Here is a 25,510-nt window from a genome sequence, read left to right as displayed (position 1 = left end):
ATCGCCACCGGAGTCTGACGGGGCGTCACTGCTGCCGTCACCAGCCCGAGGCGGTGTAGACGACGGCGGTGGCCGACTCCTCGCCCCACGCCAGCTCCCGCAGCAGCGCCGCGGTCCCCTCCTCGGGGTCGATCAGCCGGACACCCCGCCGGGCGTACTCGCGGGCCAGCTCCGCGCCGACCATCCCGGCGTGCCCGGCGGTGGGCGCCCACGGCCCCCAGTGCACGGTCAGCGCCCGGTGCCCGGTGCGGGCCGCGAAGGCCGAACCGAGCGTCTCCAGGGCGTCGTTGGCGGCCGCGTAGTCCGCCTGGCCCCGGTTGCCCAGGACGGCGGCGATGCTGCCGAACAACACGGTGAACGCCGGTGCCGTCGGCAGCTCCTCCAGCGCCGTGAGCAGCGCGTCGGCGCCGTTCGCCTTGGTGGCGTAGACCCGCTGGAAGGACTCGGCGCTCTTCTCGGCGATCAGCCGGTCCTCGATGACACCGGCCGCGTGCACCACACCGTCGAGCCGCCCGTGCTCGGCGTGGATCTCCTTCACCGCCTGCCGCACCGCGTCGGGTTCACGGAAGTCGACCGAGCGGTAGCGCACCCGGCTGCCCAGCGCGCCGAGTTCGGCGAGCGTGGCGGCGATCTCCCGCTGGGCGAGCAGGAGTTCGGCGGCCCGGTTGATCTCGGCCGGCTTCAGTCCGCCCCGGGCTGCGAGCACGGCCCGCAGCGCCTCCGGGGTGTGCGCGGCGGCGGTGTCGGGGTCCTCCGGGCCGTCCGGCGCGGGCGTCCGGCCGAGCAGTTCGAGCCGGCAGCGGGCGGCACCGGCGAGCGCGGCGGCGAACTGCGCGGTGATGCCCCGCGCCCCGCCCGCGAGGACCACCACCGAGCCCCGGTCCAGACCGAGCGCGGCCGCCTCGGCGGCCCCGTCCCCGGCCGGTCCCGCGCCCGTGCCGCCGAGCACGCCCAGCGGCGCCGTCACCAGCTCGAAGCCGTACCGGCCCGCCGCTGTCCGCAGCACCACCGGCTCCCGGTCGGCGGCCACCGCCTCGGCGACCACCGCGTCCGCGACGGCCGACGGCGAGGCGTCCGCCACCTCCACGACCCGGGCGACCGTCTCCGGGTACTCACGGGCCACCGTGCGGAACAGCCCGCGCAGCCCCGCCGACCGCCCGTCCGCCGCCGTGCCGTCGGTGCGGTCCGTGCCGTGGACGGCCAGCAGCCATCTCGGGCCGCGCGCCAGAGCCGCCTTGAGCACGGGGAACGTGTCCGGCAGCAGCGGCGGGCCGTCCGCGTCCGTCAGGGCCCCCACGTACAGCACACCGTCGACCGGCCCGTCCGCCTCCGACAGCGCGTGCTCCCGGCCGCGTACGACGGCCTCGGCGCCGTGGGCGGCCAGCAGGGCGGCGGTCTCGGGGGCGTCGCCGAGGACCGTCCAGCGGGTGCCGGTGAGGACGGCGGCGGGGTCGGGGGTGCCGTCGGGCGTGGCGAGGAGCACGGGGCGCAGGACGTGCCGTACCGGAGGCTCACCGGACGGCGTCTCGGTGCTCTTGTCGGGGGCCGCCCCGCCGGTCGCCCGGGGTGCAGTGCCGTCGCCGTTGCCGTCCAGCCGGGCCCTGAGCCAGTCCGTCACCGCGGCGGCTGTCCGGGCTTTCGCCAGTTCCTCCAGCTCGGCGTCGTCCATCGAGGCGAGGTCGGCGCCGGTGCTCGCGCCCAGGCGCCGGGCCAGCTCTCCGGCGATCTCCGCCCGCTTGATGGAGTCGATGCTGAGGTCCGCCTCCAGGTCGAGATCGGGCTCGATCATGTCGACGGGATAGCCGGTGCGCTCGCTGATGATCTCCAGGACCATCTGCCCCACGTCCACACCGACCGGGGCGGCCGGGGCAGCCGCGACGGGTGCGGGCTCGGGCGCCGACTCCACGGCCACGGGAGCCGGTTCGGCCACGGGAGCCGGTTCGGCCACGGCCCTCAGTACCGGGGGGCTCGCTGCGGCAGGGACGGCGGCCGGTTCCGCCCCCAAGTACGTGAGCAGCACGTCCCGTTGGGCGGCGATCATCTCCCGGCTGGTGCGCAGGAATTCGGAGATCAGCGCGTCCCGGTCGGACGGGACGCCGTGCGGGGGGTTGGTCGTCACAGTCGTCTCCAGAGGTTCCACGACAGAGGCCGCGACAGAAGGCAGGGCGGCTGCCTCGACTCGGCGGGCCGGGGCGAGCGCGCCCGGGAGGAGGGCGCCGTCGGCGGTGCGGACGAGATGGCCGTCCACCGTCCAGCCGGGCCGCTTCGGGACGGGCGTGCGGACGGCGTCGACCGCGTCCCGTCCGCGCAGCAGCCCCCCGGTGCGCACCGGCAGCCCCGCGACGGCGAGCCGGGCCAGCGCGTCGAGCCAGCCGCGCAGCCCGGAGCCGGGGCGGGGCTCGGGGGCCACCGTGCGGTGCGGACGGTCGCCGAGGATCTCCCCGGCAAGACGGGTCAGCACCGCCCCGGGACCGGCCTCCACGAAGACGCGCGCCCCGGCCGCGTACATCGCCTCGATCTGCTCGGCGAAGGCCACCGGTGCGCCGATCTGCGCGGCGAGCCCATGCCGTACGGCGTCCGCGTCGGCGGGATACGGGGTGGCGGTGCGATTGGCCCACACCGGGAACTCGGGCGGGTGCACCGTACGGTTCGCGAGCGCCTCGGCGAACCGCTCGCCCGCACCGGCCACCAGCGGGCTGTGGAAGGCGCAGGCCACCGGGATCCGCTTCGCGCCGAACCCGGCCGCGCGCAGCAGCCGTACCGTCTCGGTGACGGCGTCGGTCGGACCCGAGATCACCGTCTGCCGGGGGGAGTTGAGGTTGGCGACGACCACCGACGGCGGCGCTCCCGTGGTCCGCAGCGCTTCGCGGACCCGGTCGGCGCCGGCCGCGACGGCGGCCATGGTGCCCGGTTCCGGCCCCGCGGACCCGGCCGCCGCGAGGATCGCCGCCGCCCGCTCGGAACTCAGCTCCAGCAGGGTCTGCGGATCGAGGGCGCCGGCCGCGCTCAGGGCGACCAGCTCGCCGTAGCTGTGCCCGGCGGCCATGTCCGGGCGGACGCCGGCCGAGGTGAGCCAGGCGTGGGCCGCGAGCCCGGTGATCCCCAGGGTCGGCTGGGCCACCCGGGTGTCGGTGAGCGCGGCGAGCTGCCGGTCCCGTCCGGCGTCGTCGAAGGCGGCCGGCGGATACAACACGCCCGCGTGCGCTCGGCCCAGCTCCAGATACGCGTGCAACTCCGGGAAGGCCACGAACAGTTCGCCGAGCATCCCGGGCCGCTGACTGCCCTGCCCGGGGAAGAGGAACGCGACCTTGCCCGCCTCGGTGTCCCCGTCGCGCCCGGCCAGGTGCACCCCGTCGCGCGGCGCGTGGTCGCCGTTCAGGGCGCGCCGGAGTTTGGCGGTGAGGTCGTCCACGTCGTCCGCCACGACCGCGATCCACGCCGGGTCCGCGCTCGCGTCCGCCCGGCGGGCCGCGCTCAGCGCCAGGTCCCGCAGCCGCCACGGGCGCCCCTCGGCCTCCGCGGCCGTCAGCAGCTCGTTCGCCGCGCGGCGGGCGGCGTCCTCGTCCCGGCCCCGGAAGAGGAACAGTTCGGCCGGCCAGGCGTCCAGGCCGCGCACCGGCTGCACCCCGTCGGCGTACGCGGCGAGCACCGCGTGGAAGTTGGTGCCGCCGAACCCGAACGCGCTGACCCCGGCGACGCGTTGCTCGGGCGGCGCCGCCCACGGCTGGGCCTGCGCGTGGAAGGCGAAGGGGCTGTTCTCCCGGTCCCAGGCCGCGTTGGGCGTCTCGATGTGCAGGGTGGGCGGCCGGACGCCGGTGTGCAGCGCCAGGACCGTCTTGATCAGTCCGGCCAGTCCGGCGGCGCACTTGGTGTGCCCGATCTGCGATTTCACCGAACCGAGCACACAGTCGCCGGACGACGCGCCCGCCTCCGTGAACACCTCGCTCAGGATGCGGAGTTCGGTGCGGTCGCCGACCACCGTGCCGGTGCCGTGCGCCTCGACCAGGCCGACATCGGCCGGGGAGACGCCCGCGTTGCGGTAGGCCCGCTCCAGCGCCGACCGCTGGCCCTCGGGGCGCGGCGCGGTCAGACCGAGGGAGCGGCCGTCGCTGGAGGAGCCCAGGCCCTTGACGACGCCGTAGATCCGGTCGCCGTCGCGCTCGGCGTCCGCGAGCCGTTTCAGGACGACGCAGGCCACGCCCTCGCCGAGCGCGATGCCGTCGGCCGAGTCGTCGAAGGCGCGGGAGCGGCCGGTGGGGGAGAGGGCGTGCACGGAGGAGAACAGGACGTAGTCGTTGATGCCGTTGTGGAGATCGGCGCCGCCGCACAGGACCACGTCACTGGTGCCGCCGACGAGTTCCTTGCAGGCGACGTCCAGCGCGGCGAGGGAGGAGGCGCAGGCGGCGTCCACCGTGTAGTTGGCGCCACCGAGGTCGAGCCGGTTGGCGATCCGCCCGGAGATCACGTTGGCGAGCATGCCGGGGAAGGAGTCCTCGGTCAGCCGGGGGAGCTGCTCGTCCAGCCCGGCCGGGACCGTGCCGTAGTAGGAGGGCAGCACGGCCCGCAGGGTGGCCGCGTTCGACAGGTCGCTGCCCGCCTCCGCGCCGAACACCACCGAGGTGCGCGCCCGGTCGAACTCCCGCCCCCCGTCGCCGTATCCGGCGTCCTCCAGGGCACGCCTGGCGGTCTCCAGGGACAGCAGTTGGACCGGTTCGACCTGGCCGAGGGAGGCGGGCGGGATGCCGTAGCGCAGCGGGTCGAAGGGGATCGGGGGCAGGAAGCCGCCCCACTTGGACGGGGTGGACGTACCGTGGTGGACGGCCGGGTCCCAGCGCTGCGGCGGGACCTCGCCGACCGCGTCCGTGCCCGCGACGACGTTCGCCCAGAACGCCGGCAGATCGGGCGCCCCCGGGAACATGCAGGCCATCCCGACGACGGCGATGTCCAACGGGACGGGTGGCGCTATCTCCTTGGCCTCTTCCGGCGCCAACTCTGCGGCGCGCGCCGTGAGATGGTCGGCCGCGCCCGCCGTCACCGCCGTGTGCAGGGCGTCGAGCGTGGTGGTCGCCGAGCGCAGTACGGCCACCTGTCCGGCCATGAACATCCCCTCGGCGAGCTGGCGTTCCTCGTCGACGGGGGTGAGCGTGCCGTCGCCGTCCCGGGTCGTGCCCTTGCTGGCCAGGCGCAGCCGGCCGACGTTGAGCCGCTCCAGCTCCTCCCAGATCCGGCGGTCCGGGACGCCCTCGGCGCGCAGCCGGGCCCCCTGCTCGCGGTATCCGGCCGCGAACGGGCTGGGCACACAGCGCGTGGCGTGGCCCGGCGCCGACTCCAGCAGGGTGGTGCGCTCCGCCGCCAGCACCTGCCGCTGGAACAGCGGCCGGATCGCGCCGTGCGCCACCGCCTCCTCGGTGAACAGGTAGGCGGTGCCCATCAGCAGGCCGACGGCCGCCCCGCGCGCGGTGAGCGGAGCGGCGAGCGCGGCCACCATCGCCGCCGAGCGCTCGTCGTGCACCCCGCCCGCGAAGAACACCTCGATCACCGCGGCCGTCGAGTCGCCGGAGGAGCCAGGGAAGTTGGAGGACCCGGGAGAGCAGGCGGAGCCGGGGGAGTCCGCCAAGAAGTCTTCCAGTACGTCGAGTTGGGCCTCCCACAGCGGGAAGGCGGCGCGCGGTCCGACGTGCCCGCCGCACTCCGCGCCCTCGAACACGAACCGCCGCGCCCCCGCCTCCAGGAACTGCCGCAGCAGCCCCGGCGACGGCACGTGCAGGAAGGTCCGGACACCGGCCTCCTCCAACACCCGTGCCTGCGAAGGCCGTCCGCCCGCGATGATCGCGTGCGTCGGCCGCAGCTCCCGTACGGCGTCCAGTTGGGCCGCGCGCACGTCCTCCGGTGCGAAACCGAGCACTCCCACACCCCAGGGCGCGTCGCCCACCGCGTCCCGGGTCGCGGCGAGCAGGGACCGGGTCCGCGCGCCGTCCGCCAGGGCCAGCGCCAGGAACGGCAGTGCCCCCGCCCCGGCGACCGCGGCCGCGAACCCGGCCTCGTCGCTCACCCGCGTCATCGGCCCCTGCGCCAGCGGCAGCCGCGTCCCCAGCGCCCGCCCCATCGGAGAGTCCGCCCGTAACGCCCGTACGGCCGTGTCGTCGCGTACGGCGTCCAGGACCGCGTCGCGCACCGCCCGTACCGTGCGCCGGACATCGCCCCAGCGGTCGGCGAACCGGGCGGCGAGGAAGCCGTCCTGGCCCACCGGCAGCAGCCGGGCGGCCGGGTCCCCGGCGCCGAGCAGCGCCGCCACCGTCTCCGGGGCGGCGTCCTCGGGGAGTTCCGGGGCGCCGGGGCCGCGGCGCGGCAGGAAGCGGTGACCGGCGACGACGACGGTCTCCGAGCCGTCCAGGGTCCGTAGAGCGGCGGCCGCGGACTCGGGCAGCGCCGACTCGGCGAGCAGCGCGAGCTGGACGTCCAGGACGACCCCGGCCGCCCCGCCGGCCACCGCGGCGGCGGCCGTGCGCGGTCCGACACCGCCGTACGCCCACACCGGCAGGTCCACATCGGGGGCGGCCAGGAGCTGTTGGAGCAGTACGAACGTGCTCAGCTCCCCGATCCGGCCGCCGCACTCCGCACCCCGCGCGAGCAGCCCGTGCGCCCCGGCGCGCACCGCCTCGCGCGCGCCGTCCAGGTCGGTGACCTCCACCAGGACCCGGTGCCGTTCGGCGGTCCGCGCGACCGGCCAGGGGGCGTCCGCCGCCAAGACCACCGTGTGCGGTCCGTCGGCCCCGAGGTCGTCGGGGGCGAGCCGGCAGCCGGGGCCCACGCGGACCCCGAAGCCGCCGGGTGACGCGCGTCGCAGCCGGGCCAGCGCCTCCCTCGATCTTCGGTCGCCGGGCCCCAGATCCAGCACCCCGAGACCACCGGCCCGGGCGACGGCCAGGGCGAGTCCGGCGTCGGGCTCACCGAAAGGAGTGATGCCGATGATCATGTCCTCGGAACGCGCAGCGGACGTCATGATTCTCCGAATCAAGGAAGAAACCGCAGGGTGGGGGGGGGGTTCAGGACAGACAGCAAAGGCGAGGCACGGAACACGAACACGTGCAAAGACGCTTGCTCGAAACGCGTTGAAAGGTAGTGCTCTTATTACTCACTGGTCAACGTTCGAACGATCGGCCGGTAACCAGGCGCAATGATTCAGTCAGTCGCGGGCGGGGCGCCGGGGCGTAGGAAATCGGATGAATTCCTTTCGGGTCCGACGCCGTTCACTCGCGACTCACATTGTGGAAACATGAACGATCGAAAGAAATGCGTTCCTTTGGATTACATGTCCGAATCGGGGCGCCCTTTTCCGGCCTTCGGTCGACAGCTCGGAAAACTCCGCGTGTCGGCCGCCGAGTGTCCGGGAAGGGCCCTCTTGCCGCTGTCCGCTCCGTGCGTCCGTACGGGTCCGGCGCGCGAGGGCCCGGAGTGTTGATATCCGAACAGAACACGTCATCAGCTCATAGTGCGCGTATGACGCGAACCCGTACGGCGGCGGTTCTGTGTGCCGCCGCTCTTCTCGCCACCACCCTCCAGGCCACGGCCGCCGGCGTCCCCGCCGCCCCGCCCCCGGGCCGGGACCGGGCGGCGTGCGCCGCCACTGCCGAGCCGTCCGGCCAGGCGCGCAAGGTGCTCGACATCGTCCGCAAAGCACAGCGGGATCTCGACCTCCAGGCCGCGATCGTCCGCGTCACGGTCGACGGACGCCCGCTGGTCACGGCCGCGGTCGGCGAGTCCATGACGGGCGTGCCCGCCACCCCCGCGATGCACTTCCGCACTGGCTCGGTCGGCATCGCCTTCATGGGCACGGTGCTCAGCCAACTCGCCCAGGAGCGCAAGGTGAGCCTGGACGACAAGATCTCCCGCTGGCTGCCCGAACTGCCCCACGCGGACAAGATCACCCTGCGCATGCTCGGCTCCTCCACCTCCGGACTGCACGACTACGTCACCGACCCGGCGTTCCAGAAGAAGCTCTACGCCGACCCGTGGCAGCACTGGACGCCGAAGGAGCTCGTCGGCTACTCCCTGAGCCACCCCCTGTGGTACCGGCCCGGCACCAACTGGAGCTATTCGCACGCCAATTTCGTCCTCCTCGGCAAGGCCCTGGAGAAGATCACCCGTACCCCGCTGGACCGCCTCCTCCAGCAGCGCGTCTACCGCCCCCTGGGCCTGCGCAACACCCGCGGCAACACCACGGCGGTGATCCCGGAACCCGCTCTGCACGCCTACGACAGCGAGCGCGGCCGCTACGAGGAGTCCACGTACTTCAACCCGTCCTGGACCACCGCTCCCGGCGCGGTCATCACCCAGGACATCTGTGACCTCGCCCGCTCCGGCCAGGGCATCGGAGCGGGCGAGCTGCTCTCGCCGGCCGCCTTCCGCACGCAGATGAACCCGGGCACGGTGGGTCTCGGCAAGCCGACCGCCAAGTGTCCGGCCACGGTCTGCCTGCCGATGACCGAGAAGTTCCACTTCGGGCTCGGCGTCATCGTCAAGAACGGCTGGGTCACCCAGAACCCGTCCTTCTTCGGCTACGCGGCCGTGATGGCGTACGAGCCGCACAAGCGCCTCTCCATCGCGGTCACGACGACTGTCGGCCCGAAGTCCCCCGGCACCAACACCTCCGTGCCCATCGCCGAACGGATCGCGCAACTCCTCGACCCCAAACACCCGTTGGCCGACTGACCCGGCCGCGCCCCTCGTCCGGGCCGTCGAGCCCGGCCGGGTGCGGTAGGGTTGCACCCGCGCGTCACCGCAGCTCAACGGCTCGGCGACGCGGCGGGACGTGGCGCAGCTTGGTAGCGCACTTGACTGGGGGTCAAGGGGTCGCAGGTTCAAATCCTGTCGTCCCGACTGGAGACAGTCGTAAGTTCAGGGCCGGTTTCGGAGGCATCCGAAACCGGCCCTTGATCATTCTTCAGCAGCCTTTCCAGCTCTGCACCGGCGTGAGCGACCGCGCCCGTCAGCGCCTCGTGGTGGTGGGCGGGCAGGACGCCGGATCCCAGTCCGGCTGCGGTGATCACCGCGCCGAGCTCGTGTGTCGAACCGGCGTCCAGGGCGGACGCGGCGATGGGGTGGTGCAGTACCTCGCGGGCGGCGTAGGCGTCGAGCCGGGCCACCTCGGCGAGGGGTTTGGCGAGAGTGCCTGCATACGGTCCGTCGGGGTCCAGTTCGAGGGCGGTCAGGCCCGCCCGGGCCTGGAACACGGCGGTCGACGGATCGGGAGGGGCGAGGAGCGCGGCGGCTTCGTCCAAGGTGCGTTCGAGGTCGGCTCGCGCAACCGGTGCGCCGACAGGACGGCAGTGGGCGTGCAGGAGCAGGCCGATGGAGGTTTCCCAGGTTTCCGTGGGCCGGGTGGTGTCGATCATGTCGATGGCCTGCTGGCTCCGCCCTAGCTCCATCAGAGCCATGATTTTGATCTGGCGGCCGTCGAGCAGCCGGTTGCCGATGCCACGGTGCTGGGCCATGGCCTCGGCCGCCTCCGCCCACCGGCCGATGCGTGCGAGGGCGCGGGCGCCGTCCACGAGCAGGGTGACCCACAACTCCTGGCACACCTGCCGGTGATCTGCCTCGGTGCTCGTCAGCGAGGACACGTCGACGGTGCGGCCGCCTATCTCGGTCTTTCCTCGCTGACGGGCGGCGTGGTTGAGACGGGTGAGGAGGTCGTAGGCCGCCTCGCCCTGGCCGTCGCGTGTCAGTAGCCGGGAGAGGTTGACCAGCGGCATCAGCGACATGATCGCGATCCGCCCGCTGAGGCGTCCTGCGTCGGCGAAGAGCTGGTGCTGACGCCAGCACAGATCCTCGGCCAGGCCGGGCAGGCCGATGTCGGAGGCGATGAGCGCGGCGTAGTTGAGGACCCCGCAGGCGCGGGCCACCAGGTCATAGTGACTCGCACCTGCGGGCGCGACGGACAGCCCGGTCAGGTGGTTGATGCGCTCCTCCAAGGGAAGCGCGGGCGCCTTGGTACGGCGGACCAGGGGGATGCGGCTGGCAATCGCGGGGATCATCGGCTCAGCCCTTGCGCGCCCAGTCGACGACCAGTCGGCTGTAGGGCTTGTCCACGACGAAGCGCGGGTCGTCCGCCGTGAGCCGCTCACGGAAGTCGGCGACGGCCATCCGGAAGCCGGGTTCGGGGGCGTCGTTGCCGCCGCCGGCGTCCCAGGCACGGATCTCGCTCACGACCCGCTCGGTGAGTTCGACGCGGCCCTCGCCGTGGCCGATCACGCCGACTTCCCAGTACCGGCCCTTGTCGTCCTCGCCCTCGCGGACGGTCAGGTAGGCGAGCGATCCGCCGTCGAGCGCGGCCATGGAGCCCCACCCGAAGTGCGGGGTGAACCCGGGTCGTTGGCCCGGCAGGCGGGACAGGCCGTTGGGCAGTACGCAGGCCAGGTACAGGTACAGCCACTCCCACGCCGAGCCCTGCCGGAACTTCACCCCGGTGTACAGCTTGGTCTGCTGCTGGTCGAGCACGGTACGCAGGGCGTCGCGGTCGACGTCCTGTTCGCTGAACGTCTCAAGGCGGACGTTGCCCTCGCCGGCCATCGGCACGAGGGTGTACACGTCGTCGCAGACGCCCTTGCGCAGCGGGACGAAGGTGGCCATCTCGCAGGAGACGGTCTTCCACGTGTCGCCGTCGCGTTCGAAGGCGAAGGAGCGGGAGATGCTGCCGCGGATGCGCATCGGCAGGACCAGGCGCCCGTCGCGGGCGAGCTGGTCGAGGATCTTGACGGGTACGTCGCCGGCGCCGACCGTGAAGATGATTCGGTCGTAGGGGGCGTGCTCGGGCAGTCCGGCCGCGCCGTCGGCCAGCACTGCGGTGGCGTTGTCGACGGCGGCCTCGGCGAGGTGCTTGTTTGCGCCGCCGACGAGGTCCTGGTCGACGTCGAGGGTCCACACCTGCCCGCCGGAGGAGACGATCTTTCCGAGGAGGGCGGCGTTGTAGCCGGTGGCGGCTCCGGCTTCCAGGACCCTGTGACCGGGCTGGGCGCCGAGCTGTTCGAGCTGGGTGGCGACGACGGACGGCGCGGAGATGCAGGAGATCATCTCCCCGTGCTCGTCGTGCTTGATCGGGACCGCGTCCTCCTCGTACGCGCTTTTGAGGTCGACGCCGGGCAAGAAGGCGTGGCGGTCGGTGGTGCGGAACGCGGTGATGGCTGCCTGGCTGCGCAGATGGCCGCTGCCGACGAGCCGCTGGACGAGGGCTTCGCGCAGATGGGTGGGGTCGGTCACGGGTGTCACGGTGGTCTCCATTCGAGGGAGGCTAGGGTCCGCCGAGGCGGACTTGCGGGTAGACGCGTCAGCTCCTTCTCCGGTGGAAAAGGCGACGTGGCGGCCGAGCCATGCGGTGGCGGCCTGCGCGTCGACAGACACGCCTGCGCGGTTGAACGCGAAGATCGCGTGATGGGCGATGACGCCCCGGATTCCGCGTATCAACCGGCCGTCGGCGGCGAGTCGGCGCAGGCGTCGGCCGGCGTCCTCGAACGCGGCAACGCGCTCGGCCCACCTCGCCTCCGCGTCTGGGCGCAGGGCAGCGTCCGCGTTCATCAGCCGCCGCATCGCGGAGACAGCCTTCTCCAGCGCGGGGCCCTGGGGCGGGGTGACGGTGGGCCGTAGGGCGGCCCACCGTGCGTACACGTCTCCGACTTCGAACGGGTCCAGCCCGGCCGCGCGGATCAGAGCGGACAGCAGCATCACGCTGCGTTCGCGAGTCCCGGGGGTGCCGGTTTCGGCGAGCGCGGCAGGGCTGTCGGCGCAGAACACCTCGTGCGCGACCGCCATGCCCTCGGTGCCGCCGAAGGCATGGGTCTCCGGCTCGTAGATCCCGCCGGTCCAGCCGGTGATCACCCGGTCGGCGACGAGCTGATCGAGCAAGCTGGTCGTGGGCTGTTCGGTGCGAAGGCGCACGCCGGCGTCCTTGCGCAGGAAGTGGAAGCGCTGCCCGGCCAGCGCGGCCGCCAGGATGCGCGAGGTGCCGGCGTTCGGCGTCTGGGGAAAGGCCACCGAGGCGTGCCACCAGGACGTGTTCGGGGAGATCGGCAGGCTCTCGTCGTCGAAGGTCATGGGCGGGGAACTCCTTGTGAGGGCGGCGGGGAGAGGGTCAGGTGAGAAGCAGGGCACGAGTCCAGCCGGTGGTATCGGTGCCGTGCAGGGCGAGTTGGGCTCCGGCGCGACCCTCCAGAAACCCGGGCTTGGGTAGATGCCCCCAGTTGGCGGCCAGCCGGCGCTGCAAGTCCTGGACGATCGGGGCGAAGCGTGCGGGTGTGGGGCTGTCGGCGGCGACCGCTCGGGTGAGCGTCAGCAGTCCGGCCCAGCCGTGGCAGAGGGTCGAGTCGGTGATGAGGGCGAGCTGGTGTGGGTCGGTCAGGATGCTCGCGACGGTGTCCTCGGCCACCTGGCGACGGCCGGAGTCGCGCAGGGCGAGCGCGGCAAGCTGCTGGGCGCGGGCGATTCCGGGCCGGCCGTAGCACCAGGCCTGGCGGGCCGGTTGTGCTGCGGGCGGCTGGTCGGCGTCCAGATACGCTGCTGTGGACCAGTAGTGCGCGCCGTGTCGGTCGAGCCAGGCCGCGAACGTTCCGACGGCCTCCTCCTGGCCGGGGACACTGACGCCGTCGCGCAGGGCGAGGGAGAGCACGGCCAGTGGTCCCGCGATCCCGTGGGCCATCCCGTTGTTGCCGTGCCCGCCGGTCATCTCCTTCTCGTCCGGGCCAACCGGCGACCACCAACCTGGCATCAGCCGCGCATCGTGGCGCAGGGGGTGTGCGAGCGAGACGAGGCAGGCGAGCACGTCGGGTAAGCGAGGTGCGACGGGGGTGCGGGACAGCAGCAGAGCTGCGAGGCCGGTCAGGCCGCGGATGAGGTCCCATTCGGCGAGGTGGGGGAGCGCGCCGGCCGCCTGACGGCGGTGCACGGTGGCGAGCCGGGCGTCCACGACGCGGTCGACGGCCGCGCGGACGTCGTCGTCGGCTCCGTGGGCGCGGGCCAGGACGAACTCCAGGGCGGGGGCGCCGTGAAAGAGGCTGGCGTTGCTACCGGTGCTCACGCCCCGGGCGGTGGCCTGGGCGAGGTGGCGGCGGGCGGTGGACAGGTTCCTGCGCTCGATGTCGAGCAGGGCCATTCCCAGGGCGCCCTCGGACAGGTCCTGCGTACGGGGCATCGTCGTCGCGGTCATGAGCGCCTGGCCAGGGGGACGACGATGCTGTGGGCCCGGCCGCGGATCCACCCGTTGGAATCTGGTGGAGGTGCCTCGCACAGGGTGGCGACTTTGACGGGGGTGGCGTCCAGGTGAGCACGCAGTACGTCCAGGTCTGCGCCACGGGTGAGATCGAGAGGTAGCTGCTGATCGTCCTCGGCGAGCAGGACGTGTTCCGGCACCCTGAACCGGGTTCGCCAGGCGTGGAGTTGGTCCGCCCACTGCTGGAGTGGGGCGGTGCGGGCGGGCAGTATGCGGCTGCGGATCTTCCACCGGGCAGCAGTAAGAACGGTGCGCCGGTAGGTCAGAGCCGGGGTGAACGGCAGGGCCCAGGCGGCACCCCAGTCGAACCAGGTCACCTGCGGGCACGTGGCCCGGCTGATCTCGCCGAGGAACCGGGCCATCGGCGGGGTGTAGTTGTTCCACAGGAAGTTGATCGCGGTGGGGGCCAGCAGCTCCAGCCGCTTGCCCGTCGCGATTTCCACCAGGCGGGGACGGCTGTCGATGACGGTGACCGCGAGGTCGCGGGGGAAGAGGACGTGCGGGGCGGGACGGCGGAACTCGCCGACGCTGACAACGCGCGGCAGGGCCTGTGGCGCGCGGGTCAGCAGGTCGGCCGGCACCCGTCCGGCGTGGAAGGAGAGCTGCGCGAGTTCTGCCTCCGGATCGACGGTGGGCAGTTCTCCGTACGACGCCTCCGTGCCCGGCAGCAGGTGCCAGAACCGGCCGGTCATCGATCCGGCCGAGCGGGAGACGGTCAGAACGTGCAGACGGAAGTCGCCCCGGTCCAGGGCGGGGACGGAGGCGGCGTGGACCTGGGCTGATAGTTCGAGGTGGGGCGCCAGGTCGCGGGGCTTGGCACCGGCCGCTGCTTCCAGCTCCTCGATCATCGCCCCGGTCAGCGCTACGCTGCGGCTGCCTTCGACGGCGGCGGTGCCGGCCAGCTCCAGCAGCAGGCGGTCGCGCCGGGACATCGGTCGGGGCGGCTCGCTCGCCGTGAGGAATCCGTCCGGGAAACCCACGCCACGGTCAGGGGCCGTCACCGCCTCCACCGGCACCGTGGTGTTCTCGCCGTAGTACTCGGTGAACTTCTCGATCCACCGCCGCCAAGTCGGCGTCCCATTCGGGTGGGTGACCAGGCGGGCCAGGACGGTCGCTGCCGTCTTCACCTCGGTCAGCACCTGCTCGGGCAGCCGCACATCGGCATCCAGCCGCAGGTCACACGCGGTCCGCAGGCCGGCTGCCTGAGCGCGCACCGCGGACGGCAAGACGTCGGTGGGGTCGGCGATGGTGGCGGGCGCGCGCAGCGAAGAGCGCAGCAGCCGCACTCGCAGCAGTTCACGGAGCAGACGGTCGCGCGCGGTGGCGCTCGTGGTGGGGAACTCCGCGGCCAGTTTGTCGGACAACTGCCGGTACCCGATTGGCGATCGGGCCAGGTCGAGAACAAGACGGAGTGCGGGGCTCAGCGCGAGGCGGAAGGCGGCGTCGCCCTCGGAGGGCACGTGGATGTGCTGGTCGCGTTGGTAGATCAGGGTGTTGACGCAGACCTCGGCGTCGGCCATGCACACAGCACCCCTCTCCCAGGCGCTGAGCACTTCCTCAAGTCCGACCGGCTCGGCGCGGGCGACGGCGTGATGCTCCTCGCCGATGTGAACGGACGTTGTCCGGGCGAAGCCGAGTGGGGCCACGCCGGCGAACAGGCCGTAAGGAGTGGAGCGGTGGGCGTAGCGGATCGCGTAGCGGGCGGTGGACAGCGCCGCCCGGCGCATCCGGCGCACCTTCGGTGTACGGCCGTCGATCATGGCCTGCACCTGGTCCGCCAGATGAGGGCTCGCCTGCGACACGGTGTCGCGGAAGTCGGTGTCCGACCAGACAACGCTCAGCCACACGCGCCACTCCTCCACGGTCGCTGGGGGCGTCGGCCAGGGCGGCATGACAGGCTCGCTCGTATGGACCGCGGCACGCAGCATGGCCTGCCCCGCAGCCTCGTACAGGCTCGGCCTTTGCCGTGTCATCGGCGCTCTCCTCCTCTTCTGGCGTGACGGTGGGGGGCGGGCCGGGCGGGGTGACCCGTCCGGCCCGCGCTGCCGGGGTGGCCCGGCTTACGAGGTGGTGCAGGCGCTGGGGCAGGAGCTGCCGCAGTTGTCGCCGGTACCGCACATCAGGACGGTCTCGGTCGCCGGCGTGCCCTCGATGAAGGTGATGTCGAGCTCGAACGGGTCGTCGCCGGTCTTCACGAGGTCGGCCTGCGTGGCGGGGGCGGTCAGCCTTTCGATCTGAGTGGCGGTCATGCATGCCTCCTGGGAGTGATGGATGGTGCGGGATACCGAGCCCCGATGCGGGACCCGGCGTCTGATGCCGGACGGTGGGCGCGCGGCGAAGTCACCTCGGCGGGCGCGCGTCCGGGGTTGGTGTGTGGTGCCGTCAGGCAGCGGCGGGCCGCGCCTGCGGGTGGTCCTTCGCGGCCTGGCCCCGGCAGACACCGCCCGGATGATGAGGGCGGCTACCAGCAACGCGGCAAGGAGCTTCAAGGGCAGTGCCACGGCGCGGCGGGCACGGTGCGGCGTGATCGCGTCGGCCTGGAGCCGCCGTTTGCGGTGGCCGGTGCTGGCTGGCCGGGCGGCTGGTTCAATCCGCAACGTTCGCGTACCGGAACTCACACCACGTCTCCTTGCCGCTGCTCTCCCACGCGTCTGAGATCGCATCGACAAGCCGCATCCCGCGGCCCGATTCACCGTCAGGTCCGGCTTGCTTGAGTACGGCTGGGGCCGGATTGTGATCGGTGACCGAGACGCGCACCACGTCGGCGGACACCGTGATCTGGAGCGTGACTTCACCCCTACCGTGAACCACAGCGTTGGTGACCAGCTCCGAGACGGCGAGTGCGACGACCTCCGCCGGCGGCTCCGGAACACGGCACCGCCGCAGGAACGCCCGGGCTGTCTGCCGCATCTCCCCAACTTTCGCGAGATCAGGGAGAAAGGCCGCATGGCAGCTAGGGCCTACTGCCGGTATGCCTGCCCCTGCCGATGTGCCGTGGCGGCCTTCGCTGATCGACCTCGTGCATGACACGCCTGCCACGTCGGCAAGACTATGGATGTCCCCGCCGGGCGGGGTCCCCTCTTGGAGCCTGGTCATGGGGCTATCGCATCGCGTGGCGACGCCGTCGACCAGGGGAATTCAGAGGGGGAAAAATCTGTCAAGGGGGAAGTTGCAGGGGGAAATTGAGGTCATGATGGGATCCCGCCCACCAACAGAGGTCACACTCATGCCAGATCCGTTCGCCGACCTGCTCCTCCGGCTCCGGCAGGAGGCGGGCAGGACGCAGGAGGAGCAGGCAGACGCGATCAACGCCGTCTCCGGCCGGGACACCATGACCCGCCGAGAGATCAGCCGCTATGAGAACTTCGAGAACATCCCCACCAATCACACAATCGCCCACATTGCCGCGGCCTGCGGTGTGCCCTTCGAGGAGTTACGGCGGGAGGCCAAGGCTGCCCGTGCTCGGAAGAGGAAGGGGCATACCCATGCAGAGGAGGACCAGGACGCCGTGAAGCGTCGGACACTGCTGGGTGGCGCCGCCGTCGGCGTGAGCGCGGCAGCCGAGCCCTGGGGGCGCCTTGCCTTCGCCCTCAGCAAGCGGTCCAAGATCGATTCGCTCTCCGCCGCCGCGCTCATCGACCGGACCGCTGAACTACACGTCCAGGAACTCAGTCTCAGCGCCCGGCGGCTACGGAGCGCGGTCGAGTCGCACCTTGACGCGATCACCGCGGCTCTGCCTCGTGCCGGCGAACACGAGTGGGCTCTCACTGTCGCCGCCGGTGAAACTGCCGCTCTGGCCGGTTGGATGGCCTGGGATCTGGGTGAGCACGACAAAGCCGACGCCTACTACACGGTCACGTCGCAGTGTGCGACGATCGCGGGGCACCCTCCGCTCCGCGCCTTGGCCCTGACCTACAGCAGCTATGGAGCCTCGACGTCGAAGGCGAAGATGGAGCTCCTTTCCCAAGCGGCCGGCGACGTGCGAGGCCACGGCAACGCCACTGCTGCCGCCTGGGTGTTCGGCAGGCACGCGGAGGAGGCTGCGGCGGTCGGCGACGAAATGGGGGCGCTCCGTGCGTTGGAGCGAGCGCGTTTCGCCTACGACTTCGCAGATCACACCAGCGAGCAGGCATGGGTCCGCTTCGTGACCCCGTACCGCATGGACTCGTTGGCCCTCTCTGTGTACGGACAGTTGAGGCGTCCTGAACTCACCACCACGGCAGACACCGCGGTCGACCGCCTCGGGGACCAACTCCCGGACGGAGGCGTCGTGGTTCTCGGTGATCTCGCTTCGGCCCTGCTGCGTGGAGGCGACATCGATCAAGGGGTCTACGTGTCACGCCAGTTCGCCGCCGCAGCACGGGCCAAGCCCAACACCATGGGCAAGGAGCGCGCATCGACCATCGCGGCATCGCTCCCCGACAGAGAGCAAGATCTTGCCGTCCACCTGCGGCAGTTCGCCTCCTGAACCACCGTCGCTTCTCAGCCCTGTGTCGTCTCCTCAACGACCCAGGACAGATACGCCTCCGACCCACCGGACACGGGCAGAGTGATCCACTGGGGGATGTCGTACGGATGCTTCTCGTGCAGCCAAGCTTCCAGCGCCGGGAGGCGGTCCGTCGTGGTCATGTACGAGATCCGCCACTCCTGCGCTGTTTCAACCTTGTCCTTCCACCAGTAGAACGCGGTGATCGGCGCATCGATGTGGACGCCCGCTGCCAGCTTGCTTTCGACAGCCCCCCGGGCCAGCGCCTTCGCCAGGTCCTCGTTGTCGCTGGTCGTCTGCGCGATCACAATGTCGTTGGCCATGCAACTACCTCTCCAGCTCGGATATCGCGACCCTATCCAGCAGTCAGGGAAGCTGATCGGGTCGTCCCGACCGGTGGATCACCGGGTCGGAAGCCGTTCTCCGCCCGAAGTGGCCTCAGTACCGCCCCACCACCACCCCCAAATACCCCCGCAGCATCACCTTCGCCTCCTCCAGCAGTGCCGCGTCGCCCTCCGGATCCCGGCGGAACGCCTCCTGGGCGAGTGCGTCGGCCGTGAGGATCGCGGCGTGACAGGAGCGGGCGAGTGCCTCGTCGTCGCGGGCCACGTTCAGCGCCAGTAGGACCCGGCGGATCCCGTCGGCCATCCGGCGCTTGTGCTCGCGGTCGGCCTCCCGGGTGCGTTCGGTGAGTCCGCTGCCGAACCACAGGGCGCGGAAGCCGTGTTCCGTCCGGTAGATGTGCGCGTACGTGTCGACCAGGACGCCCACCGGATCCTCCCAGTGCTCGCGCGCCGCGGTCCCCGCGAGGTCGTCCATCACCCCTTCGAGACGGGTGAACCAGCCCGCCGCCAGGGCGTCGATGATCGCGCCCCGGTCCGGCAGGTACTGGTACAGCGAGCCGACCGACACCTTCGCCTCCGCCGCCACCCGGGTCGTGGTCAGGGCCTCCACGCCCTCCTCCACGAGGATCCGCTCGGCGGCCGCCAGCAGCAGCGCGAGGCGTGCCTTGCTGCGGGCCTGCCGGGGCGTGCGGCGCAGGGCCGCGGCACCGGTCTGGGAGGGGGGAGTCGAGGTCGGCCGGTCCAAGGGGCGTCTCCGAACGTGAACGTGACTTTGTTTCACGTTTACGCTACCTTCGCGCCCATGACCGCCTCAAGCTCGGCGCTGAGCGAGGAACGGGCCGCCGTGGCGGACGCCTGCCGGCGCCTGGGGGCCGAGGGCCTCCTGATCGGCACGGCAGGGAACGTGAGCGTGCGCGCCGGTGACCTGGTCGCCGTCACCGCGACCGGGGCCGTCCTCGCCGAACTGACGCCGGATCAGGTCACCGTGGTCGACCTCGACGGCGCGCTCGTCGCCGGCACCCTGCGGCCCACCTCCGAACTGGACCTCCACCTCGGCGTGCACCGACGACGCGCCACCGGGGCGCTCGTCCACACCCACGCCCCGATGGCCACCGCCGTCGCCTGTGTGCTGGATGAACTTCCGTGCATCCACTATCAGTTGCTCGCCCTGGGCGGGGCGGTCAGGGTCGCGCCGTACGCCACCTTCGGCACCCCGGAACTCGCCGAGTCCGTCCTCGCCGCCCTCGACGGCCGCGGTGCCGCGCTGATGGCGAACCACGGTGCCGTCACCCACGCCGCGACCCTCGACCGGGCCGTCGAGCACGCGCTGCTCCTCGAATGGGCCTGCGGTGTGTACCAGCGCGCGGCTGTCATGGGCCGGCCGCGCGTCCTCGACGAGCGGCAGCAGCAGGCGGTGATCGAGGCGGCGATCGCCCGCGAGTACGGCACCACCCACCCCGTGGCACCCGCCGCACCCGGATCACCCGTACCACCCGCTCAGGAGGGGCACCGATGAAGGTCTTCACGATGGGCGTGCACGTGCTGGACGTCCTGGTCCGGCCGGTGGAGGCGATACCCGAGGGGCAGGGCGCCACCCTGGTCGAGGACATCCGGATGACCGCCGCCGGGACGGCCGGCGGCACCGCCCTCACCCTCGCCAAGCTCGGCGCCGAGGTGCACAGCGCCGGTGCCGTCGGCGCCGACCCCAGCGGTGACCTGCTCGTCGCGCTGCTCCAAAGGGCGGGCGTCGGCACCGAGTTCCTCGTTCGCCGCGCCGACACCGCAACCTCCGCGAGTGTCCTGCCGATCCGCCCCAACGGCGACCGGCCCTCGCTGCACCTCCTCGGCGCGAACATCACCTACGGCCCGGACGACGTCCCCTGGGAGGCCCTCGCCCGGGCCACCCATCTGCACCTCGGCGGACCCGAGCTGATCGGTGTCGACGCCGCCGCGCGCATCCTGTCGTACGCGCGGGACCACGGGGTCGTCACCTCCGTCGACCTGCTCGCGCCGGGTGTCCTCGGCAGCTTCGAGCAGATCGAGGCGGCGCTGCCGTACATCGACCACTTCCTGCCCAACGAGGACCAGGTGCTCGGCTTCACCGGCGAGGAGGACCTGCTGACGGGGGCGCGCAAGCTGCTCGCCGCCGGGGCCGGAGTCGTCGCCGTCACCCGCGGCGGGGAGGGCGCGCTCGTGGTCACGGCGGACGGCGCGGAACCGGTGCCCGCCTTCGTCGTGGGCGTCGTCGACACCACCGGCTGCGGCGACGCCTTCTCCGCGGGCTATCTGCGGGGCGTGAGCCTCGGCCGGACGCCGGGGGACGCCGCCGTGCTCGGCAGCGCCGCGGCGGCGCTCGTCGCCCAGGGCCTCGGCAGCGACCACGGCACGTTCGACCTCGCGGCCGCCGACGCGTTCGCCGCGACGGCCACCTGCCACGCGTGACCCGGCACCGGCGACCCGTGCGAGAGGCCCTTCCCGCCGCTCGCCGACTCACCTGGTGGACGACCCCTTGACGCCGTGCGAGGGCGGATCGACACTCGGTACGGGAATCCTAGTGAACGGGTAGGGAATCATGGGGCGACAGGAGCCGGCCACCGGCCGAGCGAGCCGTACGTCATGGTCGTCGCCCCTTCTGACCTCCCGCCGTCACATCGACCTCCAGCGCGTGTGCAGCGCGATCAGCGCCCAGCGCTGAGCCGGCCGCCCCTACCGCGTCCGCCCCGGCGGTGCCCCCTGGGCACCGCCCGCCCGGCGCGCGGCCGCACGGTCCCCCCGTTCCGTCGTCCTCCGTCGTCGCATCCGCCGCGCGCCGGTCCGCCGCGCGCGCCGCCCCCGGGGAGAGTCATGTCCTTCACACCACCGGCCGCCCGGCTCACGGTCCGGTCCGTCCCCGTCTTCCGGGGCCGTATCGGCAGTGACGCCCGCAGCGGCCACTACGCCGTGCCGCGCCGCTACCGCCTCCATCTGTCCGCCGCCGACCCCGACGGGCTGCGCATCGCCGTCACCCACAGCCTCCTCGGCCTGGAACGCGCCTGTCCCGTCACGTTCCTGCCCGCCGTCCCCGACTGTCCCGACGGCGGCCACTCCGCGCTGCGCCCGCTCTACGACGCCAGCGCCCACCACTACACCGGACCGGCCGTCGCGCCCGTGCTCAGCGACGACTGGTCGGGCCGGATCGTCTCCACCCACGGCCCCGACATCGCCCGCGACCTCGCCCGGCGCTTCGGCGGCGGCCGGACCGCGCTGTACCCGTGCGGCGCCGAGTCCGAGATCGACGCCGTCGAGCGGATGTGCGCCCAGGGCATCGAGCGGGCCGCGCAGCGCGCCGGCACGGCCGGCACCGGCGACGAGGAACGCGCCGCCGCGCTCGACACCCTGCTCCACACCCTCGGCGTGCTGGACCGGGGACTGCGCGTGCAGCCGTACCTGATCGGTGATCAGATCACCGCAGCCGACGTGGAGTTGTGGGTCGCGCTGGTGCAGCTCGACACCGTGCACCGCCATCACCTCGACGCGTCCGCCGTGCAGCGCATCGCCGGGCACCCCGCCCTGTGGGCCCACGCCCGCCGGCTCGCCGCGCACCCCGCGTTCGGCGCGCACCTCGACCTCGACGGCATCGCCCGCCGCCACCACGCCCGTTGTCAGGGCCTGGAGGCCGCGGGCGCCGCCGTGCAGATCCTGGACTGGGCCGCCCACATCGCGCCGGCCCCGTAACCGCCCGGGGACGCGGGGCCGTTGCGGCCCCGCTGCCGTTCCAGCACATGGACCGGCGTTGACATTCGTTCGGGTGCCTGTCTTTACTTACGGCCCAGAACGGTCATGAGCGTCAGCGACAAGCCCTGGCTTGCTGACCGGCAACCCTCGCATCGCGGTGGGGTGCCCCAGGTGACGACCGGACCGGATGACGTGACCGCACGGATCCGGTAAGCGCGAGGGCCCCTCCGGGGTCCGCACGAGTGACGGAGAGTCCCATGTACGCAGCTCCCAGGACGGCGCCCCGCCGCCTTCGGGGCTGCGTGCGTCCGTCCGCGCAGCAGCCCCTCGTCGCCGACCGGGCCGTCGATCTGCTCCGCGTGAACAGCGCACTGTGTACCGCACCGGGCCGTGCCCGCTGTCGGGGCTGACACCAGCAGACCCGGCACCACCGCAGCACATTCCCCTCGCCCCGCCGCGTTCCCGACGCACACCGCAGAAGCGGTGAGCCGTCCACCGCAGCCCCACTCCGGTTCTCCGTACACGACCGTGCGCCGCGCGCCCTCCCGCGGCCGCCACCACGGCCGTGCCCGTCCGGGGTGCCCGACTTCCGCCGGAGCCCCTCATGAGCGAACCCCCAGGCGTCGCGACCCTCGATGCGAAGCCCATAGCCGACACCCCGTCAAAACAGCTCTCCGCACAGCGCGTTCAGCCGCTGCGACGGCCCGGACGCTGGATCGCCACCGCGATCGTCCTGGTCCTGGTCGCCCAGTTCGCGCACGGCCTGATCGCCAACCCGTTCTACCAGTGGGACCGCTTCGGCTACTGGTTCCTGCGGCCCGTCATCCTCGACGGACTGCTGATCACCCTGGAAGTCGCCGCCTACAGCGCGGTGCTCGGCCTTCTCGGCGGCATCCTGCTCGCCCTCGCCCGGCTCTCCAGGAGCCCGGTGCTGCGCGCGGTGAGCTGGACCTACGTCTGGGCCCTGCGGTCCATCCCGCTGATCGTCGTCCTGCTCTTCCTCTACAACTTCAGCGCCCTGTACCAGACGTTGAGCGTGGGCGTCCCCTTCGGACCGGCCTTCTTCACCTTCGACGAGTCCCGGCTCGCCACCGACATGGTGATCGCCGTCGTCGGCCTCAGCCTCAACGAGGCCGCCTACGCCGCCGAAGTGGTCCGCGGCGGCATCCTCTCCGTCGACCAGGGCCAGCACGAGGCGTCCGCCGCGCTCGGCCTGCCCAAGAGCTACCAGTTCCGCAGGATCGTCTTCCCGCAGGCGCTGCGCTCGATCGTCCCCAACTACGTCAACCAGCTCATCGGCCTCATCAAGGCCACCTCCCTGGTCTTCTACGTGTCCCTGCTCGACCTGTTCGGCACCGCGCAGACCATGGGCTCCACCTACCCCGGCGACATCGTGCCGCTGCTGCTCGTGGTCACCGTCTGGTACCTGATCCTGACCAGCCTGGTGTCCGTCGCCCAGTTCTACGTCGAGCGGTACTACGCCCGGGGCGCCACCCGCTCCCTGCCGCCGACGCCGTTGCAGAAACTGCGGACCGGGTTCACCGACCTGCGCGCCCGCATCCGCAGGGAGGCCGCCGTATGACCACCGAGACCACCGAGGCGACCACCGCCCCCGGGGCGAGCGTGCCCGCCGCCGTCGAGGTGCACGACGTGCACAAGTGGTACGGCGCCCACCGCGTCCTGGACGGAGTGAACCTGACCGTACGGCCCGGCGAGGTCACCGTGATCCTCGGCCCGTCCGGCTCCGGGAAGTCCACCCTGCTCCGGGTCATCAACCACCTGGAGAAGCCCGAGATCGGCCATGTCAGCATCAACGGCGAGCCGATCGGCGTCCGCCGGCACGGCGGCCGGCTGCGCGAGCTGAGCGAACGCGCCATCCTCACCCAGCGCAGCCGCATCGGCTTCGTCTTCCAGAACTTCAACCTCTTCCCGCACCTCACCGTGCTGGACAACATCGCCGCCGCCCCTGTCGCCACCGGCAAGCTCAGCCGCCCCGCCGCCCAGGAACTCGCCCGCGAACTCCTCGGCCGGGTCGGCCTCGCCGACAAGGCCGCCGCCTATCCCCGCCAGCTCTCCGGCGGCCAGCAGCAGCGCGTCGCCATCGCCCGCGCCCTCGCGCTGCGCCCCGGCGTCATCCTCTTCGACGAGCCCACCTCGGCCCTCGACCCCGAACTCGTCGGCGAGGTCCTCGCGGTCATCAAGGACCTGGCGACCAGCGGCACCACCCTCGTCATCGTCACCCACGAGGTCGGCTTCGCCCGCGAGGTCGCCGACCGCGTCGTCTTCATCGACGGCGGCCGGATCGTCGAGCAGGGCCCGCCCGCCGAGGTCCTCGACAAGCCGCAGCACGAGCGCACCCGGGACTTCCTGAGCAAGGTCCTCTGACCCGCGCGCAACCCTGGCGCGCCCCCAGACCTCCCCCCACGCACCACCCCGCCCCCACACCACCACCCTCTCTCACCCAGCACCAAAGGACGGCCCATGTCTGCCCACGTCACCCGACGCAGCCTGATACGCGGCATCACCGCGGCGACCGCGGTCGCCACCCTCGCCACCGGGCTCGCCGCCTGCGGTGGGGACAGCGACGCCGCCACCACCACCGACAGCGCCGCCGCCGGGGGCGTGACCGTCGGCCGCGTGTCCAACGGCGCCGCGAAGGAGACCACCATCAAGGTCTCCGAGGTCAAGTCCATCAGCGCCAAGCTCCCGGACGCCGTGCAGAAGAGCGGCAAGCTCACCATCGGCGTAGGCGCCCTTCCTTCCGGCTTCGCCCCGCTGGCCTACGTCGGCGACGACCAGAAGACCCTCACCGGCGCCGAACCCGACCTCGGCCGGCTGGTGGCGGCGGTCCTCGGCCTGGAGCCCGAGACCAAGAACTTCACCTGGGAGAACCTCTTCGTCGGCATCGACAGCGGCAAGGTCGACGTGGCCTTCTCCAACGTCACCGACACCGAGGAGCGCAAGAAGAAGTACGAGTTCGCCTCCTACCGTCAGGACAACCTCGGCTGGGAGGTGAAGAAGTCCAGCACCTGGAAGTTCGACGGCGACTACAAGAACCTCGCCGGGCTCACCGTCTCCGTCGGCTCCGGCACCAACCAGGAGAAGATCCTGCTGGAGTGGAAGAAGAAGCTGGAGAGCGAGGGCAAGAAGCTCACCGTCAAGTACTACCCGGACCGCAACGGCACCTACCTGGCCCTCAACAGCGGCAAGATCGACGCCTACTTCGGCCCCAACCCCGGCATCGCCTACAACGTCGCCAAGACCGCGGGCACGGCCAACGCGACAGCCAACGCGGGCACCTTCTCCGGCGCCGGCGAGACCCTCCAGGGTCTCATCGCGGCCACCGCGAAGAAGGACAGCGGTCTCGCCGAGCCGCTCGCCGAAGCCATCAACTACCTGATCGACAACGGCCAGTACGCCAAGTGGCTGGAGGTCTACAACCTCTCCAACGAGGCCGTCGCCAAGTCCGAGGTGAACCCGCCCGGCCTGCCGCTCGACAATTCCTGACGCACAGTTCCTGACACGTCGTCAGCCGGGAACATCGGGTCCGGCCAGGGCGTTCCACCGTAGAAGAGGCATGTGAGGCGCGATCGCGCGCCCCGGGAGAGGGAGGTGCCGGCCGTGACGCCCACCTTCCACGCCGTGCACCTCCACTCCCGGGCCCACATCGACCTCCAGCGCGTGGCCGGCGCGCTCTGTCGCTCCTGA

At 72.1% G+C, this 25,510-nt stretch carries 19 protein-coding genes, 1 tRNA gene and 1 riboswitch; of the genes, 11 read left to right on the top strand and 9 right to left on the bottom strand.

Annotated elements, in window-relative coordinates; all coding sequences use genetic code 11:
* Positions 1 to 37: 37 nt before the first annotated feature.
* A complete protein-coding gene (locus G6W55_RS16855; protein ID WP_175521667.1) occupies positions 38 to 7,003 on the bottom strand; it encodes a type I polyketide synthase in 6,966 nt (2,321 codons plus the stop codon).
* 497 nt (positions 7,004 to 7,500) lie between these two features.
* Between G6W55_RS16855 and G6W55_RS16850 the strand changes: the two genes are divergently transcribed.
* Both G6W55_RS16850 and G6W55_RS16845 read left to right on the top strand, forming a co-directional pair.
* Positions 7,501 to 8,712, top strand: a complete 1,212-nt coding sequence (locus tag G6W55_RS16850) for a serine hydrolase (RefSeq protein ID WP_175521666.1) — start codon at positions 7,501 to 7,503, stop codon at positions 8,710 to 8,712.
* 94 nt (positions 8,713 to 8,806) lie between these two features.
* Positions 8,807 to 8,880, top strand: a tRNA-Pro gene (locus G6W55_RS16845).
* Here the strand turns inward: G6W55_RS16845 and G6W55_RS16840 are convergent.
* The 6 genes from G6W55_RS16840 to G6W55_RS39275 all read right to left on the bottom strand — a co-directional run bounded on the left by G6W55_RS16840 (position 8,862) and on the right by G6W55_RS39275 (position 16,231).
* On the bottom strand, positions 8,862 to 10,034 hold the full coding sequence (locus tag G6W55_RS16840; protein WP_175521665.1) for a hypothetical protein: 1,173 nt from the start codon (positions 10,032 to 10,034) through the stop codon (positions 8,862 to 8,864). The two genes, G6W55_RS16845 and G6W55_RS16840, sit on opposite strands and share 19 nt — an antisense overlap.
* A gap of 4 nt (positions 10,035 to 10,038) precedes the next feature.
* A complete protein-coding gene (fxlM, locus tag G6W55_RS16835) occupies positions 10,039 to 12,087 on the bottom strand; it encodes a methyltransferase, FxLD system (protein ID WP_175521664.1) in 2,049 nt (682 codons plus the stop codon).
* 37 nt (positions 12,088 to 12,124) lie between these two features.
* Entirely contained in the window at positions 12,125 to 13,195 is a 1,071-nt protein-coding gene (locus tag G6W55_RS16830) for a lanthionine synthetase C family protein (protein WP_175521663.1), read from the bottom strand.
* On the bottom strand, positions 13,192 to 15,105 hold the full coding sequence (locus G6W55_RS16825; RefSeq protein ID WP_309243739.1) for a lantibiotic dehydratase family protein: 1,914 nt from the start codon (positions 15,103 to 15,105) through the stop codon (positions 13,192 to 13,194). The genes G6W55_RS16830 and G6W55_RS16825 overlap by 4 nt, the downstream gene beginning before the upstream one ends.
* A gap of 213 nt (positions 15,106 to 15,318) precedes the next feature.
* The gene (locus tag G6W55_RS16820) at positions 15,319 to 15,507 is read right to left on the bottom strand and encodes an FxLD family lanthipeptide (protein WP_175521662.1); all 189 of its coding nucleotides are present in this window, start codon (positions 15,505 to 15,507) and stop codon (positions 15,319 to 15,321) included.
* A gap of 337 nt (positions 15,508 to 15,844) precedes the next feature.
* The gene (locus G6W55_RS39275) at positions 15,845 to 16,231 is read right to left on the bottom strand and encodes an ATP-binding protein (RefSeq protein WP_309243742.1); all 387 of its coding nucleotides are present in this window, start codon (positions 16,229 to 16,231) and stop codon (positions 15,845 to 15,847) included.
* Positions 16,232 to 16,484: 253 nt separating this feature from the next.
* Here G6W55_RS39275 and G6W55_RS16810 point away from each other — a divergent pair, with 253 nt between their 5' ends.
* On the top strand, positions 16,485 to 17,726 hold the full coding sequence (locus tag G6W55_RS16810; RefSeq protein ID WP_175521717.1) for a helix-turn-helix transcriptional regulator: 1,242 nt from the start codon (positions 16,485 to 16,487) through the stop codon (positions 17,724 to 17,726).
* Positions 17,727 to 17,740: 14 nt separating this feature from the next.
* Here the strand turns inward: G6W55_RS16810 and cutA are convergent, their stop codons facing one another.
* Together cutA and G6W55_RS16800 are read right to left on the bottom strand one after the other, a co-directional pair.
* Positions 17,741 to 18,067 carry a divalent-cation tolerance protein CutA gene (gene cutA / locus G6W55_RS16805; protein ID WP_175521660.1) on the bottom strand — a complete coding sequence of 109 codons (327 nt, stop codon included), beginning with the start codon at positions 18,065 to 18,067 and terminating at the stop codon, positions 17,741 to 17,743.
* Positions 18,068 to 18,182: 115 nt separating this feature from the next.
* The gene (locus G6W55_RS16800) at positions 18,183 to 18,833 is read right to left on the bottom strand and encodes a TetR family transcriptional regulator (protein ID WP_175521659.1); all 651 of its coding nucleotides are present in this window, start codon (positions 18,831 to 18,833) and stop codon (positions 18,183 to 18,185) included.
* Between the two features lie 57 nt (positions 18,834 to 18,890).
* On the opposite strand from G6W55_RS16800, the gene G6W55_RS16795 reads away from it, so the two are divergent.
* The 8 genes from G6W55_RS16795 to G6W55_RS39565 all read left to right on the top strand — a co-directional run bounded on the left by G6W55_RS16795 (position 18,891) and on the right by G6W55_RS39565 (position 25,510).
* Positions 18,891 to 19,604 (top strand): class II aldolase/adducin family protein, encoded by a 714-nt coding sequence (locus G6W55_RS16795; protein ID WP_175521658.1) that lies wholly within the window; start codon positions 18,891 to 18,893, stop codon positions 19,602 to 19,604.
* Positions 19,601 to 20,530 carry a carbohydrate kinase family protein gene (locus tag G6W55_RS16790; protein WP_175521657.1) on the top strand — a complete coding sequence of 310 codons (930 nt, stop codon included), beginning with the start codon at positions 19,601 to 19,603 and terminating at the stop codon, positions 20,528 to 20,530. Before G6W55_RS16795 ends, G6W55_RS16790 begins: the two co-directional genes overlap by 4 nt.
* Before the next feature lie 130 nt (positions 20,531 to 20,660).
* Entirely contained in the window at positions 20,661 to 20,783 is a 123-nt protein-coding gene (locus tag G6W55_RS39570; RefSeq protein ID WP_323181703.1) for a putative leader peptide, read from the top strand.
* Between the two features lie 149 nt (positions 20,784 to 20,932).
* Entirely contained in the window at positions 20,933 to 21,802 is an 870-nt protein-coding gene (locus G6W55_RS16785) for a glutathione S-transferase C-terminal domain-containing protein (RefSeq protein ID WP_175521656.1), read from the top strand.
* A gap of 101 nt (positions 21,803 to 21,903) precedes the next feature.
* Positions 21,904 to 22,024, top strand: a riboswitch (SAM riboswitch).
* 382 nt (positions 22,025 to 22,406) lie between these two features.
* The gene (locus tag G6W55_RS16780) at positions 22,407 to 23,384 is read left to right on the top strand and encodes an amino acid ABC transporter permease (protein ID WP_175521655.1); all 978 of its coding nucleotides are present in this window, start codon (positions 22,407 to 22,409) and stop codon (positions 23,382 to 23,384) included.
* Positions 23,381 to 24,187 carry an amino acid ABC transporter ATP-binding protein gene (locus G6W55_RS16775; RefSeq protein ID WP_175521654.1) on the top strand — a complete coding sequence of 269 codons (807 nt, stop codon included), beginning with the start codon at positions 23,381 to 23,383 and terminating at the stop codon, positions 24,185 to 24,187. Before G6W55_RS16780 ends, G6W55_RS16775 begins: the two co-directional genes overlap by 4 nt.
* Positions 24,188 to 24,283: 96 nt before the next feature.
* The gene (locus tag G6W55_RS16770) at positions 24,284 to 25,309 is read left to right on the top strand and encodes a transporter substrate-binding domain-containing protein (protein WP_175521653.1); all 1,026 of its coding nucleotides are present in this window, start codon (positions 24,284 to 24,286) and stop codon (positions 25,307 to 25,309) included.
* Between the two features lie 105 nt (positions 25,310 to 25,414).
* On the top strand, positions 25,415 to 25,510 hold the full coding sequence (locus G6W55_RS39565) for a putative leader peptide (RefSeq protein ID WP_354799281.1): 96 nt from the start codon (positions 25,415 to 25,417) through the stop codon (positions 25,508 to 25,510).

The organism is Streptomyces sp. CAI-85 (assembly GCF_013363615.1).
Lineage (GTDB): Bacteria > Actinomycetota > Actinomycetes > Streptomycetales > Streptomycetaceae > Streptomyces > Streptomyces antibioticus_B.
The sequence above is the reverse complement of the archived record's forward strand: the minus strand, read 5'-3'. Positions and strand labels throughout refer to the sequence as shown.

What these genes read in the sequence shown, in the direction of transcription:
- G6W55_RS39570 (WP_323181703.1), top strand. Translation starts at nt 20,661, where the DNA reads ATGGGGCGACAGGAGCCGGCCACCGGCCGAGCGAGCCGTACGTCATGG.
- cutA (WP_175521660.1), bottom strand. Translation starts at nt 18,067, where the DNA reads ATGGCCAACGACATTGTGATCGCGCAGACGACCAGCGACAACGAGGAC.
- G6W55_RS16780 (WP_175521655.1), top strand. Translation starts at nt 22,407, where the DNA reads ATGAGCGAACCCCCAGGCGTCGCGACCCTCGATGCGAAGCCCATAGCC.
- G6W55_RS16830 (WP_175521663.1), bottom strand. Translation starts at nt 13,195, where the DNA reads ATGACCGCGACGACGATGCCCCGTACGCAGGACCTGTCCGAGGGCGCC.
- G6W55_RS16820 (WP_175521662.1), bottom strand. Translation starts at nt 15,507, where the DNA reads ATGACCGCCACTCAGATCGAAAGGCTGACCGCCCCCGCCACGCAGGCC.
- G6W55_RS16790 (WP_175521657.1), top strand. Translation starts at nt 19,601, where the DNA reads ATGAAGGTCTTCACGATGGGCGTGCACGTGCTGGACGTCCTGGTCCGG.
- G6W55_RS16840 (WP_175521665.1), bottom strand. Translation starts at nt 10,034, where the DNA reads ATGATCCCCGCGATTGCCAGCCGCATCCCCCTGGTCCGCCGTACCAAG.
- G6W55_RS16850 (WP_175521666.1), top strand. Translation starts at nt 7,501, where the DNA reads ATGACGCGAACCCGTACGGCGGCGGTTCTGTGTGCCGCCGCTCTTCTC.
- G6W55_RS16855 (WP_175521667.1), bottom strand. Translation starts at nt 7,003, where the DNA reads ATGACGTCCGCTGCGCGTTCCGAGGACATGATCATCGGCATCACTCCT.
- G6W55_RS16770 (WP_175521653.1), top strand. Translation starts at nt 24,284, where the DNA reads ATGTCTGCCCACGTCACCCGACGCAGCCTGATACGCGGCATCACCGCG.
- G6W55_RS16810 (WP_175521717.1), top strand. Translation starts at nt 16,485, where the DNA reads ATGCCAGATCCGTTCGCCGACCTGCTCCTCCGGCTCCGGCAGGAGGCG.
- G6W55_RS16795 (WP_175521658.1), top strand. Translation starts at nt 18,891, where the DNA reads ATGACCGCCTCAAGCTCGGCGCTGAGCGAGGAACGGGCCGCCGTGGCG.
- fxlM (WP_175521664.1), bottom strand. Translation starts at nt 12,087, where the DNA reads ATGACCTTCGACGACGAGAGCCTGCCGATCTCCCCGAACACGTCCTGG.
- G6W55_RS16775 (WP_175521654.1), top strand. Translation starts at nt 23,381, where the DNA reads ATGACCACCGAGACCACCGAGGCGACCACCGCCCCCGGGGCGAGCGTG.
- G6W55_RS16785 (WP_175521656.1), top strand. Translation starts at nt 20,933, where the DNA reads ATGTCCTTCACACCACCGGCCGCCCGGCTCACGGTCCGGTCCGTCCCC.